The sequence below is a fragment of the Rhizobacter sp. Root1238 genome, from assembly GCF_001425825.1.
Lineage (GTDB): Bacteria > Pseudomonadota > Gammaproteobacteria > Burkholderiales > Burkholderiaceae_C > Rhizobacter.
The window spans coordinates 12,888-37,198 of sequence record NZ_LMDM01000016.1 but is presented as its reverse complement, the minus strand read 5'-3'; the positions used below and the strand labels follow the sequence as shown (position 1 = coordinate 37,198).

The 24,311-nt window shown below is 70.6% G+C and carries 24 protein-coding genes; 12 read left to right on the top strand and 12 right to left on the bottom strand.

Annotation, left to right across the window (positions count from 1 at the left end):
• Positions 1-4 precede the first annotated feature (4 nt).
• The 4 genes from ASC98_RS14305 to ASC98_RS14290 form a co-directional block, all read right to left on the bottom strand.
• Positions 5-2,248, bottom strand: coding sequence for a xanthine dehydrogenase family protein molybdopterin-binding subunit (locus ASC98_RS14305; RefSeq protein WP_056820052.1), 2,244 nt, complete (start codon positions 2,246-2,248; stop codon positions 5-7).
• 11 nt (positions 2,249-2,259) lie between these two features.
• Positions 2,260-2,733, bottom strand: a complete 474-nt coding sequence (locus ASC98_RS14300) for a (2Fe-2S)-binding protein (RefSeq protein ID WP_056809443.1) — start codon at positions 2,731-2,733, stop codon at positions 2,260-2,262.
• Positions 2,734-2,899: 166 nt separating this feature from the next.
• Entirely contained in the window at positions 2,900-3,472 is a 573-nt protein-coding gene (locus ASC98_RS14295; RefSeq protein ID WP_056809441.1) for a TetR/AcrR family transcriptional regulator, read from the bottom strand.
• A 25-nt stretch (positions 3,473-3,497) separates the two neighbouring features.
• Positions 3,498-4,133, bottom strand: coding sequence for a hypothetical protein (locus ASC98_RS14290; protein WP_056809439.1), 636 nt, complete (start codon positions 4,131-4,133; stop codon positions 3,498-3,500).
• 111 nt (positions 4,134-4,244) lie between these two features.
• Here ASC98_RS14290 and ASC98_RS14285 point away from each other — a divergent pair, with 111 nt between their 5' ends.
• Positions 4,245-5,117 carry a CPBP family intramembrane glutamic endopeptidase gene (locus tag ASC98_RS14285; RefSeq protein ID WP_056809437.1) on the top strand — a complete coding sequence of 291 codons (873 nt, stop codon included), beginning with the start codon at positions 4,245-4,247 and terminating at the stop codon, positions 5,115-5,117.
• Here ASC98_RS14285 and ASC98_RS14280 read toward each other — a convergent pair whose 3' ends face one another.
• Together ASC98_RS14280 and ASC98_RS14275 are read right to left on the bottom strand one after the other, a co-directional pair.
• Positions 5,118-6,050, bottom strand: coding sequence for a hypothetical protein (locus tag ASC98_RS14280; protein ID WP_056809435.1), 933 nt, complete (start codon positions 6,048-6,050; stop codon positions 5,118-5,120).
• A 63-nt stretch (positions 6,051-6,113) separates the two neighbouring features.
• On the bottom strand, positions 6,114-7,739 hold the full coding sequence (locus ASC98_RS14275; protein WP_082541541.1) for a GGDEF domain-containing protein: 1,626 nt from the start codon (positions 7,737-7,739) through the stop codon (positions 6,114-6,116).
• 241 nt (positions 7,740-7,980) lie between these two features.
• Between ASC98_RS14275 and ASC98_RS14270 the strand changes: the two genes are divergently transcribed.
• The 10 genes from ASC98_RS14270 (at position 7,981) to ASC98_RS14225 (ending at position 17,951) form a co-directional block, all read left to right on the top strand.
• Complete coding sequence (locus tag ASC98_RS14270) at positions 7,981-9,615, top strand: FAD-dependent oxidoreductase (protein ID WP_082541542.1); 1,635 nt, start codon at positions 7,981-7,983, stop codon at positions 9,613-9,615.
• A 224-nt stretch (positions 9,616-9,839) separates the two neighbouring features.
• Positions 9,840-11,024 carry an efflux RND transporter periplasmic adaptor subunit gene (locus ASC98_RS14265; protein WP_200952938.1) on the top strand — a complete coding sequence of 395 codons (1,185 nt, stop codon included), beginning with the start codon at positions 9,840-9,842 and terminating at the stop codon, positions 11,022-11,024.
• Positions 11,025-11,061: 37 nt separating this feature from the next.
• Positions 11,062-11,763 (top strand): ABC transporter ATP-binding protein, encoded by a 702-nt coding sequence (locus ASC98_RS14260; RefSeq protein ID WP_056809429.1) that lies wholly within the window; start codon positions 11,062-11,064, stop codon positions 11,761-11,763.
• A gap of 19 nt (positions 11,764-11,782) precedes the next feature.
• Positions 11,783-12,949 carry an ABC transporter permease gene (locus ASC98_RS14255; protein WP_056820048.1) on the top strand — a complete coding sequence of 389 codons (1,167 nt, stop codon included), beginning with the start codon at positions 11,783-11,785 and terminating at the stop codon, positions 12,947-12,949.
• A gap of 122 nt (positions 12,950-13,071) precedes the next feature.
• Positions 13,072-14,388, top strand: a complete 1,317-nt coding sequence (locus ASC98_RS14250; protein ID WP_056809425.1) for an ABC transporter permease — start codon at positions 13,072-13,074, stop codon at positions 14,386-14,388.
• 25 nt (positions 14,389-14,413) lie between these two features.
• A complete protein-coding gene (locus ASC98_RS14245) occupies positions 14,414-15,079 on the top strand; it encodes a Crp/Fnr family transcriptional regulator (RefSeq protein WP_056809423.1) in 666 nt (221 codons plus the stop codon).
• A gap of 64 nt (positions 15,080-15,143) precedes the next feature.
• On the top strand, positions 15,144-15,587 hold the full coding sequence (locus ASC98_RS14240; RefSeq protein WP_056809420.1) for a YeeE/YedE family protein: 444 nt from the start codon (positions 15,144-15,146) through the stop codon (positions 15,585-15,587).
• Positions 15,588-15,598: 11 nt separating this feature from the next.
• Positions 15,599-16,012: a DUF6691 family protein gene (locus tag ASC98_RS14235; protein WP_056809418.1), complete on the top strand. Its 414-nt coding sequence runs from the start codon at positions 15,599-15,601 to the stop codon at positions 16,010-16,012.
• Positions 16,013-16,026: 14 nt separating this feature from the next.
• On the top strand, positions 16,027-17,103 hold the full coding sequence (locus tag ASC98_RS14230) for a rhodanese-like domain-containing protein (RefSeq protein WP_056809516.1): 1,077 nt from the start codon (positions 16,027-16,029) through the stop codon (positions 17,101-17,103).
• 23 nt (positions 17,104-17,126) lie between these two features.
• Entirely contained in the window at positions 17,127-17,951 is an 825-nt protein-coding gene (locus ASC98_RS14225; RefSeq protein ID WP_056809514.1) for a class I SAM-dependent methyltransferase, read from the top strand.
• 21 nt (positions 17,952-17,972) lie between these two features.
• On the opposite strand, the gene ASC98_RS14220 is transcribed toward ASC98_RS14225, so the two are convergent.
• The 3 genes from ASC98_RS14220 to ASC98_RS14210 all read right to left on the bottom strand — a co-directional run bounded on the left by ASC98_RS14220 (position 17,973) and on the right by ASC98_RS14210 (position 20,302).
• A complete protein-coding gene (locus ASC98_RS14220) occupies positions 17,973-18,239 on the bottom strand; it encodes a hypothetical protein (RefSeq protein ID WP_056809416.1) in 267 nt (88 codons plus the stop codon).
• Between the two features lie 98 nt (positions 18,240-18,337).
• Positions 18,338-19,585 (bottom strand): glycoside hydrolase family 5 protein, encoded by a 1,248-nt coding sequence (locus tag ASC98_RS14215; RefSeq protein WP_157597633.1) that lies wholly within the window; start codon positions 19,583-19,585, stop codon positions 18,338-18,340.
• Positions 19,586-19,660: 75 nt separating this feature from the next.
• The gene (locus ASC98_RS14210; protein WP_056809412.1) at positions 19,661-20,302 is read right to left on the bottom strand and encodes an NAD(P)-dependent oxidoreductase; all 642 of its coding nucleotides are present in this window, start codon (positions 20,300-20,302) and stop codon (positions 19,661-19,663) included.
• 108 nt (positions 20,303-20,410) lie between these two features.
• Here ASC98_RS14210 and ASC98_RS14205 point away from each other — a divergent pair, with 108 nt between their 5' ends.
• Positions 20,411-21,313: a LysR family transcriptional regulator gene (locus ASC98_RS14205; protein WP_056809411.1), complete on the top strand. Its 903-nt coding sequence runs from the start codon at positions 20,411-20,413 to the stop codon at positions 21,311-21,313.
• Positions 21,314-21,363: 50 nt separating this feature from the next.
• On the opposite strand, the gene ASC98_RS14200 is transcribed toward ASC98_RS14205, so the two are convergent.
• The 3 genes from ASC98_RS14200 to ASC98_RS14190 all read right to left on the bottom strand — a co-directional run bounded on the left by ASC98_RS14200 (position 21,364) and on the right by ASC98_RS14190 (position 24,310).
• The gene (locus ASC98_RS14200; protein WP_056809410.1) at positions 21,364-22,497 is read right to left on the bottom strand and encodes an alpha-hydroxy acid oxidase; all 1,134 of its coding nucleotides are present in this window, start codon (positions 22,495-22,497) and stop codon (positions 21,364-21,366) included.
• Positions 22,498-22,569: 72 nt separating this feature from the next.
• Positions 22,570-23,499, bottom strand: a complete 930-nt coding sequence (locus tag ASC98_RS14195; RefSeq protein WP_056809512.1) for a LysR substrate-binding domain-containing protein — start codon at positions 23,497-23,499, stop codon at positions 22,570-22,572.
• A gap of 85 nt (positions 23,500-23,584) precedes the next feature.
• The gene (locus ASC98_RS14190) at positions 23,585-24,310 is read right to left on the bottom strand and encodes a hypothetical protein (RefSeq protein ID WP_056809408.1); all 726 of its coding nucleotides are present in this window, start codon (positions 24,308-24,310) and stop codon (positions 23,585-23,587) included.
• Position 24,311 lies beyond the last annotated feature (1 nt).

The following is a 24,311-nucleotide window of genomic DNA, read 5'->3' as shown; positions in this document are numbered from 1 at the left end:
CACATCACGCCAGCTTGAACGGCAGCTCGCGGATCGGCTTGCCCGTCAGCGAGGCCACCGCGTTCGCGAACGCCGGCGCCAGCGGCGGCAGGCCGGGTTCGCCCATGCCGGTCGGCGCATCGCCGCTCGGCACGGTGTGCACCTCGATCTGCGGCATGTCGGTGATGCGCGGCACCACGAAATCGCCGAAGTTGCTCTGCTCGACCACGCCGTCCTTCAGCGTGATCGCCGCCCCCGGCAGGCACATCGACAGGCCCATCAGCGCGCCGCCCTGCACCTGGGCCTCCAGCGTCTTCGGGTTGATCACGAGGTTGCAGTGCACGCCGGCCGTCGCGCGGTGCAGCGTCGGCGTGCCGTCCTTCACCGATGCCTCGACCACGTAGGCCACCACCGAATTGAACGACTCGTGCACCGCCACGCCCCAGGCATGGCCCGGCGCGAGCGTCTTCTTGCCATAGCCCGAGCGGTCGACCGCCAGCTGCAGCGCCGCCTTGTGGCGCGGATGCTCGTCGCCCATCAGCTTCATGCGGTAGGCCACCGGATCCTGCTTCGTGGTGCGCGCGATCTCGTCGACCAGCGTCTCCATCGCGAACGCGGTGTGGGTCGAGCCCACGCTGCGCCACCACAGGATCGGCACGTTCTGCTTCGGGTGGTGCACCGTCAGTCGCATCGGCACCGCATACGGCTCCTTCATGCCCTCGACCGCGGTGCCGTCGATGCCGTCCTTCATCATCATCGGCTCGAACGGCGTGCCGGCCATGATCGACTGGCCGACGATCACGTGGTCCCACGCGAGCACGTTGCCCTGCGCATCGAAGCCGATCTTCGCGGTGTGCAGGTGCATCGGCCGGTAGTAGCCGCCCTTCACGTCGTCCTCGCGGCTCCACAGCGTGCGGATCGGCGCGGCGATACCGGCCGCCTGCGCCGCCTTCACCACGTTGCAGGCCTCGACCACGTAGTCGCTGCTCGGGATCGCGCGGCGACCGAAGCCGCCGCCGGCCATCTGCACGTGCACCTGCACGTTCTGCGGCGGCACGCCGAGCACCTTCGAGGCCGCGAGGCCGTCGAAGCCCGGCATCTGCGAGCCCATCCACAGTTCGACCTTGCCGTCGGCCGCGCGCACGGTGCAGTTCAGCGGCTCCATCGGCGCGTGCGCCAGGTAGGGGAACACGTACTCGGCGCTGATCTTGTGCGGCGCGCCGTCGAACTTCGAGACATCGGCGTCGTACTTGCGCGCGCCCGGCTTGCCGGCCAGCTCGCGGTACTGCACCAGCTGCGCCGCGGTGTCGACCTTCTCGACGCCGCTCGCATCCCATTCGAGCTTCAGCGCATCGCGGCCCTGCTTGGCGGCCCAGTAGCCATCGGCCACCACCGCCACGCCTTCGCCGCCGCGGTCCACCGGGATCCGCAGCACGGCCTTCACGCCCTTGACGGCCTTCGCCGCGCTGTCGTCCACCGACTTCAGCTTCGCCGCGAACACCGGCGGGTGCGCGACCACGGCCGTCAGCATGCCGGGCAGGCGCACGTCGATGCCGTAGCCCTGCTTGCCGCTGGACTTGGCCTTGGCGTCGAGGCGGCCGGTGGCCTTGCCGATCAGCTTGAAGTTCTTCGGGTCCTTCAGCACGACGGTCTCCGGCACCGGCAGCTTCATCGCGTCGTCGGCGAGTTCGCCGTAGCCGAGCTTCTTGCCGCCGGGGCCGATCACCACGCCGTTCTGCGTGCGCAGGCTGGCTGCATCGACCTTCCAGCGCGCCGCGGCGGCGCTCACCAGCATCGCGCGGGTGCGCGCGCCCAGCTCGCGGTACTGGGTGTACGAGTGCGCGATCGAGCCGGAGCCGCCGGTGATGTGGATGCCGAACACCGGGTCGATGTAAGCCGGGTCGCTGCTGCCGTGCACGCTCCTGACCTTGGACCAGTCGGCGTCGAGCTCCTCGGCCAGGATCATCGGCAGTGCGGTCTGCACGCCCTGGCCGAAGTCGAGCCGGTTGATCGTGATGGTGGTCGTGCCGTCCTTGTCGATGTGGACGAAGGCCGACGGCTGCTGCGTCGGCTTCAGGCCGGCGGCCGGCTTGGCGGCGTCCTGCGCCATCGCGCCGAGCGGGAACGCGCCGAGCGCGAAGCCGCTGACGGCGGTCAGTTTCAGGAAGCTGCGGCGCGGCAGGCCTTCAGCGGCGGCCGGGCCCTGCTGCGCTTCGAGCATCGCGCGCAGGTGCTTCGGCAACTCGAGGGTGGTGGGTTCGAAATGCATGGTGGGCTCCTTCAGGCCAGCGACTTGGCGGCGTCGGCGACGGCGGCGCGGATGCGCGCATAGGTGCCACAGCGGCAGATGTTGCCGGCCATGGCCGAATCGATCTCGGCTTCGGTCGGCACCGTGCCGCGCGGCACGGTCTTCAGGAAGGCGGTGGCCGACATGATCTGGCCGCTCTGGCAGTAGCCGCACTGCGCGACGTCGTGCTTGACCCAGGCCTCGTGGACGGCCTTGCCGACCTTGTCGGTGCCGGCGGTCACCGCCTCGATGGTGGTGATCTTCTGGCCGGCGGCGGCGGAGATCGGCGTCACGCACGAACGGATCGCCTGGCCGTTCAGGTGCACGGTGCAGGCGCCGCACAGCGCCTGGCCGCAGCCGAACTTGGTGCCGGTCATGCCGAGCGTGTCGCGCAGGGCCCAGAGGATGGGGGTGGACGGGTCGGCATCGACCTGGCGGCTTTGGCCGTTGATGTTGAGCGTGCTCATGGCTGGCGGGCTCCCTGGGGTGGGGTTGGACTTCTTGGGTGAACGGAAATTCGGCTAAACGATAGACCCGGGGTCGGTATTCGTCAAGCGGGCGGAGTGTGTGGCGAATCCGATAGCCGAGCGGGAATGAAGGGTTATCCGACCCGGATCGTCGGCGTTTCGATGCTCAGCGCTTGATGCCGTCCCAGCACAGCCCGAAGGCCATCGTGCGCGTGGCGTCGTCGTTCGGCAGCGTGCCGGCGCGCAGCATGTTGGCGGTCTCGCGCACCGAGCCGCCGAAGCTGGCGATCAACATCGGCGTCGGCACGTCCTTCACGATCTGTTGCGATTTCGCGGCCTCGAAGACCGTCATCCAGCCCTGGCTCAACCGGGCCGACAGGCTGCGGCTCGCCTCGCTGAACCAGGGCGAGTTGTAGTACTGCTCGATGAAGACCATCTGCGCGTAATGCGTCAGCCGGTGATCGAGCCAGTTGCGCCACAGGTGCTCGAAGCGGCTGCGAAACGGTGCGGCCGCATCGTCGCCGAGCATCAGGCTGGCGGTGGTGTCGGTCTTGGCCTGCTCGTAGAGCGCGACCATCAACTCTTCCTTCGACGCGAAGTAGACGTAGAGCGTGCCGGTGGCAATGCCGGCCTCGCGCGCGATCGCCGCCATCGTCAGGCCGCTCAGGCCGGTCTGCTCGACCAGCGTGAATGTCGCCTGCGCGATGGCCTGCAGCTTGTCGTCGTCTTTGAGCTTCACTGGGGCATCATAGCCGAGCAAATATTCATTTAATTCGCTCGTAGCGCGCCAGTGGCACCGTCTCCGGATCCAGCAGCGTGGCGTCGAAGATGCCTTCGAGCTGGTAGCCGAAGAATTCGGACAGCGCCGCTTCGCCCAGTTCGAGCGGGTGGAACGGGAAGGGATATGGCGGCTCGTCCTCGTCGTCGTCTTCGGGGTCCACGGCAGGGTGTTCGCCGTTCCAGAACGGCAGCTCGAACGCCATCGGCGGCCCGATGTTCTCGACGATGCCGTTGTCCGGCGCCAGGCTCAGCGAACGCTCGAGCTTTCCGTCCCGCCAGACGGCGAACGCAAACCAGTCGACGACGCTGTGCATCGCATGCAGCACCACGGTTCGCGACCCCGCCACCTGCAGGAAATGCGGCGGCAACTCGCTCGGTCGGTCGAGCGCGAAATCGATCGCCGCCACGATCGAGACCCCGGGAAAGCACCCGATGTGCAGGTACTCGTCAGGCGGGTTGGTGGACGACAGGTCGGCGTCGCCCAGCGCCTGTTGCGCCTCGTGCGGAAACAGCTCGGCAGCCAGTCGTGCGGCGGCGTCGCGGTCGAGCATCGGCCGGGCGGCCAGCACCTCCCGCGCATCGGCCTCCAGGATGGCCAGCATCCACGTCTTCGCTCCCATGCGCTTCCTCCTCGAATCATCGGAAGCGGCGATTCTGCCTTCTCGTCTGCCGGCCGATCGACCCGCGGGCACGTGCGAGACTGCCGGCCGGACAGCACAGGGAGAAAGAAGATGTTGCTCAGCACCTTGCTGCTCGGGCTGGCGGTGCTAGCGGTCTGGATCCCCGCGATGCGCACACCGTGGGGCCGCGTCGCGGCCTGGCCGCTGCTGCTGGCCGGCGCGCTGCTGTCGGCCGCCGTCCAGCACCAGGTCGACGGCCGTGCCCTCGTGGCGGTGGCCGTGCTGCTGGCGCTGGCGGTCGTCTCGGTGCGGGCCGGGCAGGGCGGCCTGCGTGGCGCCGCGAAGCTCGGCGTCGTGCTGCTGTGCTTCGCGCTCGGGATCTCGAAACTGCCGGGCTTCGTGCCCTTCGTGTTCGTCGGCGACACCGTGGTGAGTGCCGGCGCGCCGCCAATGCGCCTGGCGTTGCGCTTCGATGCCGGCATCGCGGGCCTGGTGCTGCTGGCGTTCTACGGCCGGCGCATCGCCACCTGGGCCGAGGTGAAGCGGATCGCACCGCCCGTGCTGCTCATCATGGCCGCCACCACCGCGGTGGTCATGGGCCTGGGCCTCGCGATGGGGCACGTCGCGCTCGATCCGAAGTGGCCGTGGTTCACTGCCGGCCACCTGCTGAAGATCCTGCTCGCGACCTGCGTGCTCGAGGAGATGTTCTTCCGCGGCGTGATCCAGCACAGCCTGGCGAACTGGTCGCCGGTGCGCGAGCGGCCGGCGCTGAAGTGGCTGTCGCTGATCGTCGCGAGCCTGCTGTTCGGCGCGGCCCATGCCGGCGGCGGGGCGGCGCTGGTGGGGCTGGCGACGATCGCCGGCCTCGGCTATGGCGCTGCGTGGCAGGCCACGCAGCGCATCGAGGCGGCCATCGCGGTGCACTTCGCGGTCAACGCGGTGCACTTCGTCGGGTTCAGCTACCCCTACCTGCTGCCCCGCTGATCAGCGGAACGCCACCCCGCCGAGCGTGGCGCCCGCCGACGTGACGGTGCTGGCCACCGCGCTGTTGCCGCGGATCGCGCTGGCGTTCTCGAACACGTAGGCGGTCGCCAGGACGCTCGCGTACAGGCGGTCGTTCGCCGGGTCGACCGTCACGTACTGGATGTTGTTCAGCGGCAGCGTCGCGACGATCGCGGCATTGGCGGTGCTGGCCTGCGCGATGACGCGCAGCGTGTTGTCGATCGAGTTGGCGAGGTACAGCATGTCGCGCTGTGCATCGATCGCCGCCGAGGTGCCGCCGGCCGGCAGCCCCGGCAGCGTGACGATCTGCGCACCGGTGGCGAGGTCGAGCCGCGCCGTGCCGGCGTAGATGATGCCGCGCGTGAAGTCGAAGGCCGGTTGCAGCAGCCCGCCACTGAACGCCTGGTTGCGGTCCGGCGTCGGCGTGCCGCTCAGCGTCGCGGCATTCTTGTAGGCCAGCAGCGAGCTGTCGCCCTGGCGGGTCGCGGCGATGTACAGCGTGCCGCTCGCGCGGTCGAGCGTCAGCCAGTTCGCGCGGACCACGTCGGCCGGCAGCTTGAACGAGCGGCCGAGCGCGGCGCCCGCCGAGCCCTTGCTGGCCGACCCGTAGACCGACACGCTGACCTGCAGCGGCGAGCCGGCGGCGGTCGCGCCGTACAGCTCGTCGCGCACCGGGTCGTACTGCAGGTTGTCGCCCGCGAACGCGTTGAACCCGAAGGTGTCGATCGTGGTGCCGGTGACCGGCGACAAGGTCGTCAGTGCGCCCACGACGTTGTGCGCCTTGTCGGGCACGAACAGCAGCTTCGGGCCGTTGTTGCCGGGCGAATGGCCGGCTTCGTCGCCGTCGCCGCCGCAGGCGGACAGGCTGATCAGCAGCACGGCCAGCGCGCTGGCGAGAAAGGGGCGTCGTGTCATGGGGATGGAATGAGAGGAGGGGGGAAAGGGAAAGGGAAGGGGCGGCTCGATGGCGCCGGCCGCTCAGGCGTGCGTCGATTCCGTCGATTTGACGCGGTACATCGACGCATCGCTGCGGTGCAGCGCCGACTCGATCGTATCGCCTTCGCGCGCTTCGCCGAGCCCGATGCTCACCGACAGCCGCAGGCCCGGCGCGATCGACTCCCAGTCGAAGCCCGAGACCGCCGCGCGGATGCGTTCGCACACCGGCCGCGCCTCGTCCTCGGTGGTGTCGGGGAACAGGATCACGAATTCGTCGCCGGCCCAGCGCGCCGGCAGGTCGCCGTCGCGCACCTGCGAGGCCATCAGCGCGGCGATGGTCTTCAGCACGCGGTCGCCGATGCTGTGCGTGAAGCGGTCGTTGACCGACTTGAACTTGTCGACGTCGACCATCGCGACCGTCAACGGGCGCTGCTCGGCCTGCAGGGTCTGCAGCCGCCCGGCCAGCTGCTGCTCGACATGGCGGCGGTTCGCGAGGCCGGTCAGCGCGTCTTCGAGCGACCAGCGTTCGAACTGCTTCGACACCACCAGCGCCTGCTGCAGGTGGCGTTCGCTCTGGCGCGCGCCGAGCTGCCAGGCCACCATCGATTCGCGGCTGCTCATGCCTTCGGTGACCACGCGCTGCTCGCGGCGCCGCAGCGCGCGGTGCTCGCGCTGCGCCAGCATGTGCTTGCCCTGCAGCTCGAAGACCTGCGCGAGCACCAGGTGCGCCCGGCAGGCGAGCTGTTCGTGCTCGACGGCCAGCGCCATCTCGCGCATCTCGATCAGCTCGCGCTCGGCCGTCTCCCAGTCGCGCTGCGCCATCGCCAGCTCGGCGGTGCACCAGCGCACGAACGAGTCGAGCCAGGTCATCGTGCCGGTCAGCGAGCGGGCGGCCGCGTCGATCGCGAGCCGGGCGGCGGCCAGGTCGCCCTGCCAGGTCGCCAGGACGCCCGACGAGGCGAGCGAGATCGTCTTCGCCATCGCCTGCAGTCCCGGCAGCACCGCGAGGCCGTTGCCGGCGAGTTCGAGCTCGCGGCATTCGCGCATCAGGCTCTCGAGGCGCGCGAGGCTGGCGATGCGGCCGCTCTGGTAGCGCTCGTCGAGCAGGCGCGACGCCTCGATCCACACCTGGTTCAGGCGCGGCTGGTAGATGCTGACCGGCGGCACGCAGCGGCGCGCGGCCTGGATCGCGAGTTCGAGCGAGGCATCGCCGCGGTCGTGGTCGCCGCTCCACGAGCAGGCGAGGCCGAGGCAGTTGTGCGCGAGCACCGTCTGCGCCTGCAGCGGCAGCTTGTCGCACAGCCGCACGCACAGCAGCGCCGCCTCGACGGCCTCGGCATTGCGGCCGAGCAGCATGCAGACGTGGGCGAGGGTGGTCAGCGCGTTGGCTTCGCCCTGCGTGTCGCGGAGCTGCTCGAAGATCTGCACGGCACGGCGGCTGGTTTCGGCGGCGCGCCGCAGGCGGGAGGTGACGCGGTCGCAATGGGCCAGGCACGACAGTGCGCGGGCCTCGACGTGCAGGTCGACGCCCTGCGCGCTCTTCAGCACCGCCTGCACGATGTTGCGGGCCGCCTGCACGTGGCCGTCGTCCAGCGCGGCATAGGCCGCAGCCAGGGCTTCGTCGGGCGATGACAAAGGCAAGGGTCGGGTGGACGCGTCGGCTGCCATGCGCTGGGTCGGTGGCGGGTTCGAAGGGGTCGTGCCCCAGGAAGTCCAGCGGCGATGCTAGCGGAAACGGCGCCGGATTCAATGTGCGAACTTCCGCGAAACCGCGCCTTGCGCAGGGGCAGGTCATCGCCTACCCTGCCGCGTCCTTCAAGAGGCGCCGGGCCGCCCCAAGCCTCTTGACCCCCGTGGGGGGCGGGTCGGGCGCAGCCCGGCCCCGGGGGCGCAACCAGGGAACTTCTGCATGTCGCTTCAACGCAACCACAAACTCGTGCGCGACACCGCGCTGTTCCGGCACTGGGAGGGGCTCGCCGCCAGCGCCTTCGACCCGATCCCGCTGCCGCAGCTGAAGGCGGCGCAGGCCGCGCTGCAGGGGCACATCGTGCTGCCCGGCGACCCCGACTACAACGCCGACCGGCAGCTCTTCAACCCGGTGTTCAACGCCTACCCGGTGGCGATCGTCTACTGCGCCGTCGAGAGCGACGTGGCGATCGCGCTGAAGCTCGCGCAGGACGTGGTCCTGCCGTTCACCGTGCGCTCCGGCGGCCACTGCACCGCCGGCTTCTCGGCCGGCTACGGCGTGCTGATCGACGTCAGCGCGCTGAACGAGGCCACGATCGACACCGTGGCGCAGGTCGCCACCGTCGGCACCGGCTGCCCGTTCAGCAAGCTCGATCTGGCGCTCGACCAGGCCGGGCTGCACGTGCCCGGCGGCGAATGCCAGGACGTCTGCATCGGCGGCTACCTGCAGGGCGGCGGCTATGGCTTCACGTCGGTCACCTTCGGCATGAACTGCGACAACGTGATCGACATGCGGGTGATGCTGGCCGACGGCCGGGTCGTCACCGCGAGCCCCGCGGCGAACACCGACCTGTGGTGGGCGATGCGCGGCGGCACCGGCGGCAACTTCGGCGTGCTGCTGTCGGTGCGCTACCAGCTGCGCCCGCTCGGCGACGTGTTCGGCTGGGCGCTGATCTGGCCGCTGCAGAGCGCCGGCGATTTCGCCAACGCGACCGGTGCGCTGATGGCGCTGCAGTCGGGCTACATGCTGGCGAACCTGCCGCAGGCGCTGAACATCCAGGTGTCGCTGTGCTACCAGCCCGGCACGCAGCCCGGGCTGCCGCTGGAGCCTCAGCAGCCGTACCTGATGGTGCGCGGGCTGTATGTCGGATCGCAGGCCGACGGGCAGGCGGCGATCCAGCCGCTGTGCGCGCTGCCGGGCGCCATCGTGCAGTGGACCGCGATGGACAGCTACTACAACCTCAACAAGGCCTTGCTGGACCAGCCGTACGGCATGCCGTGCCTGCCGCCCGACAGCCCGATGCCTTGCGAGGACAAGGCCTCGCGCTACGTGACGCGTCCGCTGGCGGCGGCCGAGTGGCTCGGGCTGCTGCAGTATTTCGTCACCGCGCCGAACGAGCTGACCTACTTCTACATGGAGTTCTACGGCGGCGCGATCAACGCGGTGCAGCCGCAGGCCAATGCCTTCGTGCACCGCAGCTCGGCCTTCAACGCGGTGCTCGACGTGTTCTGGTTCGACGACGCGCACAAGCAGGCGTCGCAGGACTTCCTGCTCGGCTGGATGAACCTGATGGCGCCGATGTGGAACGGCGAGATCTACCAGAACTACCCGCGGCCGGACCAGCCCGGCTACGGCGCCGCCTACTGGGCCGATGCGCAGGCCGGGCTGTACGCGGTGAAGCTGAAGTACGACCCGACGCACGCCTTCCGCTTCGCGCAGGAGGTCGGCCCGCTGATGCCGCCGGGCGGCGGCATCGGGCCGGTGATCGAGCTGCCGGCGTGGCTGCAGCAGTGGCTGCAGCAACCGATCGTGGTCGACGCGCGGTGGACGGCGTCGCAGCTGCAGCCGTACCAGTGACCCTCCGGACCTGAGCCCGTCGAAGGGCCTGCCCGCATCGCACAGGGCTTCGACAGGCTCAGCCCGAACGGAGTGGTGGATCTCCCAATGTTTGGGTATGGCTTGCGTGCGCCGTCTCGACAATAATCGCCGGCTGCTTGCAGACCAGGGGATGCGACATCGACGCGAATCTGTTGAACGAACTGCGGATCGACCACCGCGAACGTGAAGACGAAGGAAGGGGCGTGCCCCGCTGGGTCTGGGGCCTTCTCGGCACCGTCATCGTCCTCGCGCTGCTGGGCGGCGCCGCCTGGTGGTTCCTCGGCGGCCGGCCGCTGGCCGTCAAGACCGCGGCCGCGACGGCCCCGCGTGCCGGCGGCGGCGCGGGGGCCATCCTGCAGGCCACCGGCTACATCACCGCGCGCCGCCAGGCCACCGTCTCCACCCAGCTGACCGGCACGCTGACCGAGGTGCTGATCGAGGAAGGCGACCGCGTCGAGAAGGGCCAGGTGCTGGCCCGCCTCGAAGACGGCGCGGTGCGCGCGACGCTGAACGTCGCGCGGGCCAACCTGCTGTCGACGCAGGCGCAGGTCGCGCAGGCCCGGGCGCAACTGGCCCAGGCCACCGCCGATGCGCGGCGCCAGGACGAGCTCTCGGCCAGCGGCATGACGACGAAGCAGGGCGCCGAACAGGCCCGCACCGCGCTGGCCAGCGCCACCGCGATGCTCGAGGCCCGCCAGCGCGAATCCGATGCGGCGCGCGCGCAGGTCGCGCAGGCCCAGGTCAACTTCGACTACACCACCGTGCGCGCGCCGTTCGCCGGCGTCGTCACCGTGAAGGCGGCGCAGGTCGGCGAGATCGTCTCGCCGCTGTCGGCCGGGGGCGGCTTCACCCGCACCGGCGTCGGCACCATCGTCGACATGGGCTCGCTCGAGGTCGATGTCGACGTCAGCGAGGCCTACATCGGCCAGGTCAAGCCGGGCATGCCGGTCGAAGCGGTGCTCGACGCCTACCCCGACTGGCGCGTGCCGGCGCACGTGATCGCGATCGTGCCGTCGGCCGACCGCGGCAAGGCGACGGTCAAGGTGCGCGTCGGCTTCGAGCAGAAAGACGCGCGCATGGTGCCCGACATGGGCGTGCGCGTGTCCTTCCTCAGTGCGAAGCCGGCCTCTGCAGCCGATGGTGTGCCACCGCCGGTGCCGAAGGGCGTGCTGGTGCCGCCGCAGGCACTGGTCCAGCGCGATGGCGGCACGGTGGTCTTCGTCGTCGCCGACGGCCGGGTGCAGCGGCGCAGCGTCAAGCCGGCGGCCGGCGACATCGGCGGCCAGAAGCTGCTGCCCGATGCGGTGAAGGCCGGCGAGCGCGTCGTCGTGTCGCCGCCGGAATCGCTGAAGAACGGTGCGTCGGTGCGCGCCGACGACGCCGAGTGATGTGCCCTCCAACGACAAGACAATCCCAGGAGATCCCATGCCCCAGCTGATCGAGATCCGCGACCTCTCCAAGGTGTACGAGCGCGGCCGCCAGAAGGTCGAGGTGCTGCACCACATCGACCTCGATGTCGCCCAGGGCGACTTCGTCGCGCTGATGGGCCCGTCGGGCTCCGGCAAGACCACGCTGCTGAACCTGATCGGCGGGCTCGACGTGCCCACCGGCGGCAGCATCAGCGTCGGCGGCCAGCGCATCGACCAGCTGAAGTCGGCCGCCCTCGCCAAGTGGCGCGCATCGCGCGTCGGCTTCGTGTTCCAGTTCTACAACCTGATGCCGATGCTGTCGGCGCAGCGCAACGTCGAGCTGCCGCTGCTGCTGACCAAGCTGTCGGCCGCCGAGCGCAAGAAGCGCGCGGCCATCGCGCTGCAGCTGGTGGGCCTGGCCGACCGTGCGTCGCACAAGCCGACCGAGCTGTCGGGCGGCCAGCAGCAGCGGGTGTCGATCGCCCGCGCGATCGTCTCCGACCCGATGCTGCTGGTCTGCGACGAACCCACCGGCGACCTCGACCGCCAGTCGGCCGAAGACGTGCTGGCCCTGCTGCGCGTGCTGAACCGCGACCACGGCAAGACCATCGTGATGGTGACCCACGATCCGAAGGCCGCCGAGTACGCGCACCGCACGCACCACCTCGACAAGGGCAGCCTGGTCGGCCAGGCCGAGACATCGGCGGTGGCGGCATGAGTCCGCGAAGGAGCCTGCGATGAAATACCTCCACCTCGTCTGGGCCTCGCTGTTCCGGCGCAAGACGCGCACCGTGCTGACGCTGGTCTCGATCATCGCGGCCTTCCTGCTGTTCGGGCTGCTCGATGCCGTGCGCACCTCGTTCTCGCAGGCCGGCCAGAGCGCGAACGGCGCGGCGCGGCTGCAGACCGGCTCGAAGCTGTCGTTCATCCAGACGCTGCCGCTGTCGCTCACGCAGCAGATCGAGCGGGTCGACGGCGTGAAGGCGGTGGCCTATGCCAACTGGTTCGGCGGCGCTTACCAGGACCCGCACAACCAGGTGTTCAGCTTCGCGGTGGCACCCAACTACCTCGACCTGTTCCCCGAGGTCGCGGTGAGCGAGGCGGAACGCAAGGCCTTCACCGGAACCCGCACCGGCGCGCTGGTCGGCGAGAAGCTCGCGCAGCGCTTCGGCTGGAAGGTCGGCGACCGGGTGCCGCTGCAGTCGAACATCTTCCCCGACCGCTCGGGCAGCAAGAACTGGCAGTTCGACATCGTCGGCATCCTGCATGCCACCGACAAGAAGACCGGCGGCTTCTTCGACCAGATGTTCCTGCTGAACTGGAAGTACTTCGACGAGACCACGCCGTACAACCAGGGCGCGGCCGGCTGGTACGTGACGCGCGTCACCGACGTGAACCAGGCCGACCGCGTCGCGAAGGCGATCGACGCGCTGTCGGCCAACTCCGACCACGAGACGCGCACGCAGACCGAGCAGGCGGCCACCGCGTCGTGGATGAAGCAGCTGGCCGACATCGGGCTGATCGTCGGCTCGATCATGGGTGCGGTGTTCTTCACGCTGCTGCTGCTGTCGGGCAACACGATGATGCAGGCGGTGCGCGAGCGCACCAGCGAGATCGCGGTGCTGAAGACGATCGGCTTCTCCGGCCGCAGCGTGCTCGCGATGGTGCTGGCCGAATCGGTGCTGCTGCTGATGCTGGGCGGGCTGATCGGGCTGGGCCTCGCGACGCTGATCATCCCGGCCGTCAGCGCCGGCAGCGGCGGCATGCTGAACCTGCCGTCGGTCGGCTCCGGCAGCTGGACGCTCGGCATCGTGCTGATGGCCGGCATCGGCATCGTCGTGGGCGCGTTGCCGGCCTGGAACGCGATGCGGCTGAACATCGTCGACGCCCTCGCGGGCCGCTGAACGGGAGACGAACACATGCCAATGCGATTGAACGCAGAGCCGGCCGAGCGCCGGGCCGCTCCCAAGCCGGCCGGCATCCCCTCGGGGGATCGGCGGGCGTACTCGACCGACGAGGGGCTGTCATGAACTGGTTGATCAATGTGGGTCTCGTCGTGCTGCTGGCGCTGGTGCTGGCGGCGTGGGTCATGCTGCCGTGGCCGGGCGCGCTGGCGCTGGCGGTGCTGCTGGCCGGCTGGCTGCTGCTGACGCGGCGCGGCCGGCAGACGCTGTCGGTGGCCAACGTCGGCATCAGCACGCTGACGCAGCGGCTGGGGTCGTCGGGCGTGATCGTGGTCGGCATCGCCGGCGTGGTCGGCGTGCTGGTCTCGCTGCTGTCGATGGCCGAGGGCTATGCCGAGACGCTGCGCCGCACCGGCGGCACCGACAGCGTGATCGTGATGCGCGGCGGCTCCGCGTCGGAGGTGTCGTCGGTGCTGACGCGCGAGAACATCGCGCTGATCCAGCAGGCCGACGGCATCGCGCGCAACGACAAGGGCGAGCCGCTGGCCTCGGAAGAGCTGGTGGTGGCCGCCAACCTGCCGGTGAAGGGCGGGGCGCCCGGCGAGGAAGGCAGCGTGCAGCTGCGCGGCGTCGGAGAACGGGCGTGGGCGGTGCGGCCGCAGGCGAAGATCATCGCCGGCAAGGCCTTCGGGCCGGGCCTGCGCGAGCTGGTGGTCGGGCAGGGCGCGGCACGGCAGTTCGCCGGGCTGGTGCCGGGCGGCACGGTGCGCCTGGGCGCGCAGACCTGGACGGTGGCCGGCGTTTTCGCGACCGGCGATGCACTCGAATCGGAGATCTGGGCCGACGGCAACGTGGTGGCCGACACCTACCGCCGCGGCGGCAGCCGCACCTCGGTGACCGCGAAGCTGGCCGATCCGCAGGCCTTCAAGACGCTGAAGGCGGCGCTCGAAGCCAACCCGCAGCTGCAGGTCGACGCGACGACCACGCTCGACTACTTCAGCAAGCAGTCCGAAGGCGTCACCAAGGTGCTGCGCATCATCGGCATCACGGTCGGCAGCATCATGGCGATCGGCGCGATGTTCGGTGCGCTGAACACGATGTTCGCCGCGGTGGCGGCGCGGGCGCGCGAGATCGCGACGCTGCGCGCGATCGGTTTCCCGGGCGTGCCGGTGGTGGTGGCGGTGATGCTCGAGACCATGCTGCTCGCGCTCATCGGCGGCGTGCTCGGCGGGCTGCTGGCGTGGGCGGTGTTCGACGGCTACGGCGCGTCGACGATGGCGGCCGGCTCGGTCGGCAAGCTCAGTTTTGCGCTGCGGGTGTCGCCCGACCTGCTGTGGACCGGGCTCAAATGGGCGCTCGCGATCGGCTTCATCGGCGGGCTGTTCCCGGCGGTGCGCGCGGCGCGGCTGCCGGTGACGACGGCGCTGCGCGAACTCTGAGCGGCGTGCCGTCGAGGGCCGGGCGATGATCGATGCCGCGACCCAGGCCCTGGTGCTGCAGCGCTACCCGATGCTGCGCGAGCTGCCCGACGTGCAGCTGGCGCAGCTGCTGGCCGACGCGGCGCTGCTGCGCATGCCGGCCGGCAGCCTGATGTTCGACGAGAACCAGCCGTGCCGGGGCTTTCCCCTGCTGCTGTCGGGCAGCGTGCGCATCGTCAAGGCGGCGCCCAGCGGGCGCGAGCTGCACCTGTACCAGGTGCGGCCGGGCGACAGCTGCATCCTGACCAGCAGCTGCCTGCTCGGCCACGCGCCGTACCACGCGCGCGGCATGGCCGAGCGCGACCTCGAGCTCGTCGTGCTGCCGCCGGCGGCGTTCAAGCGCCTGATGGCGCAGCTGGAGTCGTTTCGCGAGCATGTGTTCAGCCATTTCTCGCAGCGACTCACCGACCTGATGGCGCTGGTGTCGGCGGTTGCGTTCCAGAAGCTCGACCAGCGCCTGGCGGCACTGCTGGTGGCGCGCGAATCGCCGCTGCGCACCACGCACCAGGCGCTGGCCGACGAACTCGGCAGCGTGCGCGAGATCGTCAGCCGGCTGCTGAAGAACTTTGCGGACCAGGGCTGGCTGCGGCTCGGGCGCGAGCAGATCGAGGTGCTGGACGCGGCAGCGCTGGCGCGCTTCGTTGCGCTGTGAGGGTGTCGCCGGCTGTGTGACCTGGGTCACAGAGGCCGCCGCCCACCTGCGCCACACTGGCCGGATGAACATCGACTGGAACAGCTTCACGCCGTGGGCCTCGCTGGCCGGCGGCCTGGGCATCGGGCTGGCGACGGCCCTCTACCTGCTCGGCAACGGCCGCGTTGCCGGCATTGCCGGCATCGTCGCGGCGCCATGGCGGGCGGTGCTCGCGCGGGCGCCGCTGCAGGCGCATCGCGGCTCGCTGGCCTTCATCGGCGGACTGCTTCTCGCACCGTGGGCCTGGCGCCTGTGGGCGCCGTGGCCGGCCGCATCGGTCGATGTCGGGCCCGGCGCGTTGATCGCCGCCGGCCTGCTGGTGGGCATCGGCGTGCGCCTGGGCAACGGCTGCACCAGCGGGCATGGCGTGTGCGGGTTGAGCCGGCTGTCGCGGCGCTCGCTGGCCAATGTGCTGGCCTTCATGGGCGCCGGCTTCGCCACCGTGTTCGTGCTGCGGCACCTCTTCTGAAGGAGACGAAGATGCGATCCTTCATCGCGTTGCTGAGCGGCCTGGTCTTCGGCCTCGGGCTGATCGCCAGCGGCATGACCGACCCGGCGCAGGTCAAGGGCTTTCTCGACCTGGCCGGTGCGTGGAACCCGGGCCTCGCGCTGGTGATGGCCGGCGCGATCGCCGTCGGGCTGCCGGCCTTCGCGATCGCGCGGCGCCGCCGCACCGCCTGGTCCGGTGCGGCGATGGACATCCCGGCCAGCACGCGGGTCGATGCACGGCTGATCGGCGGCGGCGTGCTGTTCGGCATCGGCTGGGGCATCGGCGGCTTCTGCCCGGGACCGGCGCTGGTGGCGCTGGCCCGCGGCTGGTGGCCGGCGGCGCTGTTCGTCGTGGCGATGCTGGCCGGCATGGCGATCCACGACCGCTGGCTCGCCGCCCGCTGACAGGAGCCGCGATGCTGGTCTTCCGCCAACTCTTCGACACGCCATCGTCCACCTACACCTACCTGCTCGGCGATGACGTGGCGGGCGAGGCGGTGCTCATCGACCCGGTCTACGAGCATGTGCGACGCGACGCCGCGCTGCTGCGCGAGCTGGGCCTGCGCCTGGTGGCGACGCTCGACACCCATGTGCATGCCGACCACGTCACCGGCGCCTGGCTGCTGAAGCAGCGGCTGGGCAGCCGCATCCTGCTGTCACGGGCCGCGGGCGTGCACGAGGCCGATCGCCTGCTCGCGCAGGGCGATCGCGTGGCCTTCGGCACGCGCCACCTGCAGGTGCGCGCGACGCCCGGCCACACCGACGGCTGCCTCACCTATGTGATGGACGACGAACGCATGGCCTTCACCGGCGATGCGCTGCTGATCCGCGGCTGCGGCCGCACCGATTTCCAGCAGGGCAGCGCGGGGCAGCTGTACCGCTCGGTGCAGCAGCAGATCCTGTCGCTGCCGCCGGAGTGCCTGCTGTACCCGGCGCATGACTACCGCGGGCTCACCGTGACCAGCGTCGCCGAGGAGCGCCGCTACAACCCGCGCCTGGGCGGCGATGCGAGCCTGGCGGACTTCGAGGGCTACATGACGAACCTGGGCCTGCCGCACCCGAAGCTGATGCAGATCGCGGTGCCGGCCAACCTGCGCTGCGGACGGCCCGAGGGCGACACCGCGCCGCCGCAGGAGCCGGGCTGGGCACCGCTCACCTTCAGCTTCGGCGGCGTGTGGGAGATCCAGCCGACGGCGCTGGCCGAGCGCCTGGCGGCCGGTGACGTGCAGGTGATCGACGTGCGCGAGCCGGCGGAGTTCAACGACGCCTTCGGCCACATCCGCGGGGCGCGGCTCGTGCCCCTGGCCGAGCTGGCCGCGCGCAGCGGCGAGATCGCGCGCGATCGCCCGGTGGTGACGGTGTGCCGCTCGGGCGCGCGCTCGGCGCAGGCGCAGGTGCTGCTGCAGAAAGCGGGTTTCAGCGAGCTGGCCAACCTGGCTGGTGGCATGCTGCGCTGGCGCGCCGACGCCTTGCCGGTGGAAGGCGCGGCGCCCTGAGTTGACCGCGCAAGGAGATGGCCATGGACCGACCTGGTTCCGACACGGTGTTCGCCGGCTCGATTCCCGATCTCTACGACACCCAGCTGGTGCCCTTGATCTTTGCGCCGTATGCGGCCGACCTGGCGCACCGTGCGGTGCAGATCGGCCCCGCCAGCGTGCTCGAGACGGCGGCAGGCACGGGCGTCGTCACGCGCGCGCTGGCGACGGCCCTGCCCGAGGCGGTGTCGCTGCTCGCCACCGACCTGAATCCGCCGATGCTGGCACGCGCCGCCGCGGTGGGCACCTCGCGGCCGGTGCACTGGCAGCAGGCCGATGCGCTGCAGCTGCCGTTCGACGACGGGCGCTTCGAGCTCGTCGTCTGCCAGTTCGGCGCGATGTTCTTTCCGGACAAGCCACGCGCCTTCGCCGAGGCGCGGCGCGTGCTCAGGCGCGGTGGCACGCTGTTGTTCAACGTGTGGGACCGCATCGAGGCGAACGAGTTTGCCGACACGGTGACGCAGGCGCTGGCCGTGCGCTGTCCGCAGGATCCGCCGCGCTTCATGGCGCGCACGCCGCACGGCTACTTCGAGCGCTCGGCGATCGAGGCCGATCTGCGGGCGGGCGGCTGGCGCGAGACGGTGCACGTCGAGACGCTGGCTGCGCGCAGCCGGGCCGGGTCGGCGCTGGTGGTGGCACGCGCCTACTGCGAGGGCACGCCGTTGCGCGGCGAGATCGAGGCGCGATCCACCGGCGACCTGGCCGGTGCCACGGCCGCCTGCGCCGAGGCGCTGGCGGCGCGCTTCGGGCCGGGTGCGGTGGACGGGCAGATCCAGGCACACGTCGTCGCGGTGCGCAAGGACACGTAGCCGGGGTCGCGTGAGCGCGCGTCAGCGCAGCGAGGTCAGCCAGTCGCAGCGCAGCCGCCGGGCCCGGTGCAGCCAGCGCCGCAGCGCCACGTAGCGCCCGGGCACGAAGAACAGCAGCACGCAGGCGCCGACCACGACCGGCTGGCGCAGCAGCAGCGAGGCCGGCAGCCCCATCCAGCCCATCACCCAGAGCGTCAGCACCGCGTCCCAGGCGTGGTACTCGACCGGCTGCAGCTCGCGGTGGCCGACATGCCACTGCTTCACGGCTTGCAATTGGTCGAGTGTCATGGTGGCTGTGCCGCTGGAGTGACGACTGTAGTCAGTTCAGCGGCTGAATGCGAGAACCGGACCATGGCGGCCCGGTGGCTCGCGCCACCAGGCCGTGCTCAGGCCGTCTTGTTCAGCGCGAACGAGGCCAGCACCGTGTCGGTGACCGTCGAGTTCTCGAACGCCCAGCCGGCCGCGAAGTCGCTCGGCACGCCCCAGCCGTCGTACTGGTAGTAGACGATGTCCAGCCCGGCCGCCTCGGCCAGCGACATCGCATCGGCCACCCAGCGGCCACGGTCGGCGGACGGCGCAGCGCGCGTGCAGCCGAACTCGCCCAGCATCATGCGCACCGAATGCGTCGTGGCGTAGTCGAGCGCCGGCTGCATGTCGATGGCGAGCGCCGCCTTGTTCCACTGCTGCGGCGCGGTGAAGTCGGTGTCGCGGGTCACGCCCGGGTAGCCCACCGTCCCTGGCGCCGGGAAGCTTCCGACGCCCTGGTGCGTGAAGTAGTGCGGGCCGTAGTGGTGGAAGCTGTAGACGGTCTTCGCGTCGCCGTTGGGCTGCAGATCGGCGAAGTTCTTCTGGTCGCCCCACACCGGCTGCAGGACCACCCAGCGGCCGGGGTCGACATGGCGGATCTGCGCGAGCGCCAGTTGGTGCAGCAGGTTCCAGGCGTCCTTCGCCACCGCATGGTTGTTGGCGATCTCGCCGGCGGTGCGGCCTTGCGGCTCGTTCAGCAGGTCGAACACGATGCCCTGCACGCCGAGGTACTTCTGCGCCAGCTCGCCCCAGGCCTCGACGAACTCGGCCTGCGCCGACGGGTCGGACCACAGCGCGCGGCCGTCGTCGGGCCAGACGCCGCTGCTCGGCCAGCTGACATCGAGCGTGGCCGCCAGCACCACATGCATGCGCTTCGACAGGCACCAGTCGATCAGCGTGCCCCATTGCGCGATCGATGCCTGCAGGCGCGCAGCGAGCGGCTGGCCGGGCAGCAGCGCGGCACCGGTCTGGAAGTCGAACGGCTGGATGAACAGCCGCGCGACGTTGGCACCGGCCGCCGGCAGCTCGGGGACGTTCTGCCAATGGCTGCCGGTGGTGTCGGTCCAGCCGTGGTCCGGAAAGATGCTGGTGCCACGCAGGCGGGGCAGCGCTGCCGACAGCGGCGGCAGGCCGGGTGCCGGAGGCGCCGGCGGAACCGGTGCCGGCGGGACCGGCGCGGGCGGCGTGCCGCCGACCGGGGCTGGGGCCGGGCTGCTGTCGCCGCCCCCACCGCCGCCGCAGGCCGCCAGGGCCAGCAGCACGGCGGAACTCAGACCCTTCAAGACAAGGCGGCGGCTCGCCAGATCGGCGCGCAAGGCATCGGACACGAGAATCCCTCCAGTGGTTGTGGCGGGATTGTCCGCGGGAGGCGCCGCTGCGGCGGCCCCCCGGATCCGGTGGACTCAGTAAGCGGCTGTGAAGCGCTTGCGGATGTGCTTCGGCGTCTCGATCTCGTCGACGATCGCGACCGCGAGGTCGGCCACCGACAGGCCGGCCGGCTTGTCGCCGTCCATCAGCAGTTCTTCGGCGCCGATGCGGAACTTGCCGGTGCGCGGCCCGGGCGCGAGCAGCGCGGCGGGCGACAGGAAGGTCCAGTCCAGTGCAGTCTCGCCGCGGATCTGGTTCAGCGCTTCGCGGGCGGCGAGGGCGCCTTGCTTGTACTCGGCCGGGAAGTGCGGCGTGTCGACCAGCTGCACGCCGGGCGCGACGAACAGGCTGCCGGCCCCGCCGACCACCAGCACCCGCTTGACGCCCGAGCGCTTGACGCCGTCGAGGATGGCACGCGTGCCCTGCAGGAACAGGTCGTGGATGCGCGGCTCGCTCCAGCCGGGGTTGTACGAGTCGACCACCGCGTCATGGCCTTCGACCGCGGCGGCCACCTGGGCGGCATCGAGCGCATCGGCCTTGACGACCTTCAGGCCGAGCTGGCCGGCGAGTTTGTCCGGATGGCGGGCCAGCGCAGTCACCTGGTGGCCGCGCGACAGCAGTTCTTTCAGCACTTCGGAGCCGACGAAGCCGGTGGCACCGATCAGGGCGATCTTCATGGGGTGTTCCTTGGGGAAGTGGTTGTCGATGGCGAGATGATCCAGGCTTCACAATGGGTGCGCCAGTCGCTCATTTCGAACAACATTCTTTAGCTGGGCTTCACGATCATGGATGATTTGCGCCGCATGGCCTTGTTTGCCGAGGTGGTGCGCCTCGGCTCGATGAGCGGTGCCGCGCGGGCGCTGGGGCTCAGCACGTCGGCAGTGAGCCAGCAGATGCGCGCGCTGGAGCAGGGCAGCGGCGTGACGCTGCTGCACCGTTCGACGCGCAAGCTGACGTTGACCGATGCGGGGGCCCGCTTTGCCGAGCACTGTCGCGCGATGGTGGAGGCCGCCGAGCAGGCGAGGCGGCAGCTGACGCTGGCGCATGACGCGCCGGTGGGCGAACTGCGGCTTTCGGCTCCGGTGGGTTTTGCGCGCTACATCGCACCGGCGCTGGCGCCGCTGCTGGCCGATCACCCGGGGCTGACGCTGCGGCTGCTGGTGGACGACGCGATGATCGACCTGATCGACGCGCGCATCGACCTCGCGTTGCGCGCCGGGCGCATGCCCGATTCGACCCACGTCGCGCGGCGGCTGTGCAGCTTCGCGTGGATCCTGTGCGCGGCGCCGACGTACCTGCACCGCCACGGCACGCCGCAGACACCGAAGGAGCTGCTGGCGCACCAGTGGATCGTGCTGTCGCGCGACGGCACCGCGCTGGCATTGGAGATGCGGCGCGGCGAGGGCGAGCAGGAGTCGCTGCGGCTGGAGGCGCGCATCACCAGCAACAACCAGCTGAGCCTGCAGCAGATGTGCCTGGCGGGGCTGGGGATCGCGCTGCTGACGCGGGCGGATGCGGATGAGGACCTGCGCTCGGGGCGGCTGGTTCAGTTGATGCCCGACTGGCAGGCGCCCGGGATCCCGGTGTGGGCGGTGACGCCGCAGCGGGACAACCAGCCGGCGAAGGTGCGACATGCGGTGGCGGCGTTGCAGGGGTATTTGATGGGGGTGCCGGGGGCGGTACCTTGACGCATCGCGCCGAGGCCGTTGACGGTTCACGCCTCGATTCCGCCGCGCCGTCAAACCAGAACGTCGCGATCCACATCCCCGATCCGCGTCCTTCCGCAAAACGCCATCGTCGTATCCAGCTCCTTCGCGATGATCTGCAGCGCCTTCGTCACCCCGGCCTCGCCCATCGCGCCGAGGCCGTAGATGAAGGAGCGGCCGATCATCGTGCCCCTGGCGCCGAGCGCGGTGGCTTTCAGCACGTCCTGGCCGGAACGGATCCCGCCGTCCAGCCAGACCTCGATGCGCGACCCCACCGCGTCGACGATGCCCGGCAGGGCCTCGATCGACGACAGCGCACCGTCCAGCTGGCGCCCGCCGTGGTTCGACACGATCAGCGCATCGGCGCCGGTGTCGGCCGCGAGCCGGGCGTCTTCTGCATCGAGGATGCCCTTCAGGATCAGCTTGCCGCCCCAGCGCTTCTTGATCCACTCCACGTCGGCCCAGCTCAGCGCCGGGTCGAACTGGTCGGCCGTCCAGGAGCCCAGCGACGACATGTCGGCCACGCCCTTCACATGCCCGACGATGTTGCCGAACGTGCGCCGCGGCGTGCCCAGCATCGCCATGCACCAGCGCGGCTTGGTCGCCAGGTTGATCAGGTTCGCGATGGTGGGCTTCGGCGGGGCCGACAGGCCGTTCTTCAGATCCTTGTGCCGCTGGCCGAGGATCTGCAGGTCCAGCGTCAGCACCAGCGCACCGCACTTCGCGGCCTTCGCACGGTCGATCAGCCGCTCGACGAAATCGCGGTCCTTCATCACGTAGAGCTGGAACCAGAACGGCGCCTTCGTGTGGGCCGCCACGTCCTCGATCGACGCGATGCTCATCGTCGACAACGTGAACGGCACGCCGAATTTCTCGGCCGCGCGCGCCGCATGGATCTCGCCATCGGGATGCTGCATGCCGCACATGCCGATCGGCGCCAGCGCCACCGGCATCGCGACGTCGACGCCGATCATCTGCGTGCGCAGCGAGCGGTTCGCCAGGTTCACCGCCACGCGCTGGCGCAGCTTGATCTTCTGGAACTCGCTCTCGTTCGCGCGGTAGGTGCCCTCGGTGTACGAGCCGGAGTCGGCGTAGTCGTAGAACATGCGCGGCACGCGCCGTTCGGCGAGCACGCGAAGGTCTTCGATGCAGGTGATCACGGGCATGGGGTCCTGAACTCCGGAAGAAGCGGGTGTCCCATGCTAGTGGCGCCGCGCGCCGGCCGACCGGAAAGAATTTCAGGGTTGACCCGAAATCAACGCGCTTGCTTCGGCGAGCGCCGCGCTCGCGGTCTCGGCGCAGGTCTCGCGCAGCCATTGCGCGAACGCCGGGGCGGCCCCCTCGTCGCGGTGCGGCAGCAGCCGGTACTGCCGCGACGGCGTGATCGCCAGCGCAAACAGCGGCCGCAACGCGCCGCTCGACAGCCACGGCCGCGCCAGGCTGGGCCGCGCCAGCGCCACGCCCTGGCCGCCGGCCGCAGCCTCCAGCGTCAGCCCCAGGTCGACCAGCTTGGTGCCCTGCGCCGGCTCGCCCCAATCGAGCCCCGCGGCACGGAACCATGGCGTCCACGGCTCGATCGGCGTGCGCAGCAACGGCGCATCGGCCAGGTCGGCCGGCGTGTGCAGCGGCGGCAGGCGCTCGATCAGCGACGGCGCGGCCATCGCCATCGCCACGTCGCGCATCAGCAGCTGGCCTTCGGCCGCTTCGCCGTCGAGGTGGCGCACCTCGATGTCGGACTCGCCAGCCGCCATGTCGAGGAACGGGATCGACAGCGCGATCTCCAGCTCGACCTGCGGATGCGCGCGCGTGAAGCGCTGCAGCGCCGGCACCAGGATCTGCCGCGCGAAGGTCGGCGGCGCGGTGATGCGCAGCCGCTGCGTGCGCTGTGCCGAGCGCTGGTGCAGCGGCACCGCGGCCAGCAGCGCGAGCGCGGCCGCCACCTGCGGCAGGTACTCCTTGCCGGCCGGCGTCAGCGCGAGCGCGCGTGCAGAGCGCGCCAGCAGCACGGTGCCGAGCAGTTCCTCGAGCGTCGCGATGCGCTTGCCGATCGCGCTGGCACTCACATGCAGCTCGTCGGCCGCGCGCTCGAAGCTGCCGAGGCGGGCCGCGCATTCGAACGCGCGCAGCCCGTCGATCGACGGGTAGCGGAGGTCGGAAGCCACGCTCACCACGGGCCGAGCGCCGGGCCGCCCCAAGCCGGCCCGTATCCCCCTGGGGGATCGATCGATGTGCCCATCGAGCGAGGGGCTGCCATCATCCGCGGCGCTTGCGCGGCACGAAGTTCAGCTTGCCGGCCGCCTTCAGCGCCTCGGCACTCACCTGCACCTGCTGCGGCGGCTGGTCCTGCAACTGGTCGGGGTGCCACAGCACCAGCTGCGCCGCGCCTTCGGGCACGTTGTCGATGCGGGCGATGCCGTTCTCGTCGGTCTTCGCGAACCACGGCGTGTCGGTCACGTACACCTGCCCGCGCATCGACGCATGCAGGTGGCAGCCGAGCCCGATCGGGCCGGCGGCGTCGACCTTGATGTCGGCCTGCGAGCTGCCGCTCTTCTTGCGCGGTGCGGTGGGTCTGGGGTCGTCGTACTCGGACACGCGACCACCGCCGGCCGGTGCCACCTCGGCGGCATCCAGCCGCATCTCGAAGCTCTTCACCGCCGGCATGCTGCCCAGCGGCCCGCTCGGCACCGAGCGCACATGATGGTCGTAGCTGTCGCGGTTCAGGAAGCGCAGCGTCGTGCCGGCCGGCACCACGGTCAGGAAGGGCACGAAGCGCAGGTTCTCCTGCGCGATCAGCACCGGGGCCGCGCCCGGCTTCAGCAGCGGCTTGATCGCCGGCTCGATCAGCACGACGGTGTCGATGGCCGGCTTGCCGTCGGCATCGGTCACCAGGACCTGCACGCTGGCGGCCTGTGCGCCGAGCGCAACGAGGGTGGTGAGGGCAAGCGCGAGGGCGCGCGGGATCCGTTCGAGGTGGCTCATG

Excerpts from the sequence above, each read along its gene's own strand:
- ASC98_RS14305 (WP_056820052.1), bottom strand. The coding sequence starts at position 2,248 with ATGCATTTCGAACCCACCACCCTCGAGTTGCCGAAGCACCTGCGCGCG.
- ASC98_RS14300 (WP_056809443.1), bottom strand. The coding sequence starts at position 2,733 with ATGAGCACGCTCAACATCAACGGCCAAAGCCGCCAGGTCGATGCCGAC.
- ASC98_RS14290 (WP_056809439.1), bottom strand. The coding sequence starts at position 4,133 with ATGGGAGCGAAGACGTGGATGCTGGCCATCCTGGAGGCCGATGCGCGG.
- ASC98_RS14285 (WP_056809437.1), top strand. The coding sequence starts at position 4,245 with ATGTTGCTCAGCACCTTGCTGCTCGGGCTGGCGGTGCTAGCGGTCTGG.
- ASC98_RS14280 (WP_056809435.1), bottom strand. The coding sequence starts at position 6,050 with ATGACACGACGCCCCTTTCTCGCCAGCGCGCTGGCCGTGCTGCTGATC.
- ASC98_RS14275 (WP_082541541.1), bottom strand. The coding sequence starts at position 7,739 with ATGGCAGCCGACGCGTCCACCCGACCCTTGCCTTTGTCATCGCCCGAC.
- ASC98_RS14270 (WP_082541542.1), top strand. The coding sequence starts at position 7,981 with ATGTCGCTTCAACGCAACCACAAACTCGTGCGCGACACCGCGCTGTTC.
- ASC98_RS14260 (WP_056809429.1), top strand. The coding sequence starts at position 11,062 with ATGCCCCAGCTGATCGAGATCCGCGACCTCTCCAAGGTGTACGAGCGC.
- ASC98_RS14255 (WP_056820048.1), top strand. The coding sequence starts at position 11,783 with ATGAAATACCTCCACCTCGTCTGGGCCTCGCTGTTCCGGCGCAAGACG.
- ASC98_RS14250 (WP_056809425.1), top strand. The coding sequence starts at position 13,072 with ATGAACTGGTTGATCAATGTGGGTCTCGTCGTGCTGCTGGCGCTGGTG.
- ASC98_RS14245 (WP_056809423.1), top strand. The coding sequence starts at position 14,414 with ATGATCGATGCCGCGACCCAGGCCCTGGTGCTGCAGCGCTACCCGATG.
- ASC98_RS14240 (WP_056809420.1), top strand. The coding sequence starts at position 15,144 with ATGAACATCGACTGGAACAGCTTCACGCCGTGGGCCTCGCTGGCCGGC.
- ASC98_RS14235 (WP_056809418.1), top strand. The coding sequence starts at position 15,599 with ATGCGATCCTTCATCGCGTTGCTGAGCGGCCTGGTCTTCGGCCTCGGG.
- ASC98_RS14225 (WP_056809514.1), top strand. The coding sequence starts at position 17,127 with ATGGACCGACCTGGTTCCGACACGGTGTTCGCCGGCTCGATTCCCGAT.
- ASC98_RS14220 (WP_056809416.1), bottom strand. The coding sequence starts at position 18,239 with ATGACACTCGACCAATTGCAAGCCGTGAAGCAGTGGCATGTCGGCCAC.
- ASC98_RS14210 (WP_056809412.1), bottom strand. The coding sequence starts at position 20,302 with ATGAAGATCGCCCTGATCGGTGCCACCGGCTTCGTCGGCTCCGAAGTG.
- ASC98_RS14205 (WP_056809411.1), top strand. The coding sequence starts at position 20,411 with ATGGATGATTTGCGCCGCATGGCCTTGTTTGCCGAGGTGGTGCGCCTC.
- ASC98_RS14200 (WP_056809410.1), bottom strand. The coding sequence starts at position 22,497 with ATGCCCGTGATCACCTGCATCGAAGACCTTCGCGTGCTCGCCGAACGG.
- ASC98_RS14190 (WP_056809408.1), bottom strand. The coding sequence starts at position 24,310 with ATGAGCCACCTCGAACGGATCCCGCGCGCCCTCGCGCTTGCCCTCACC.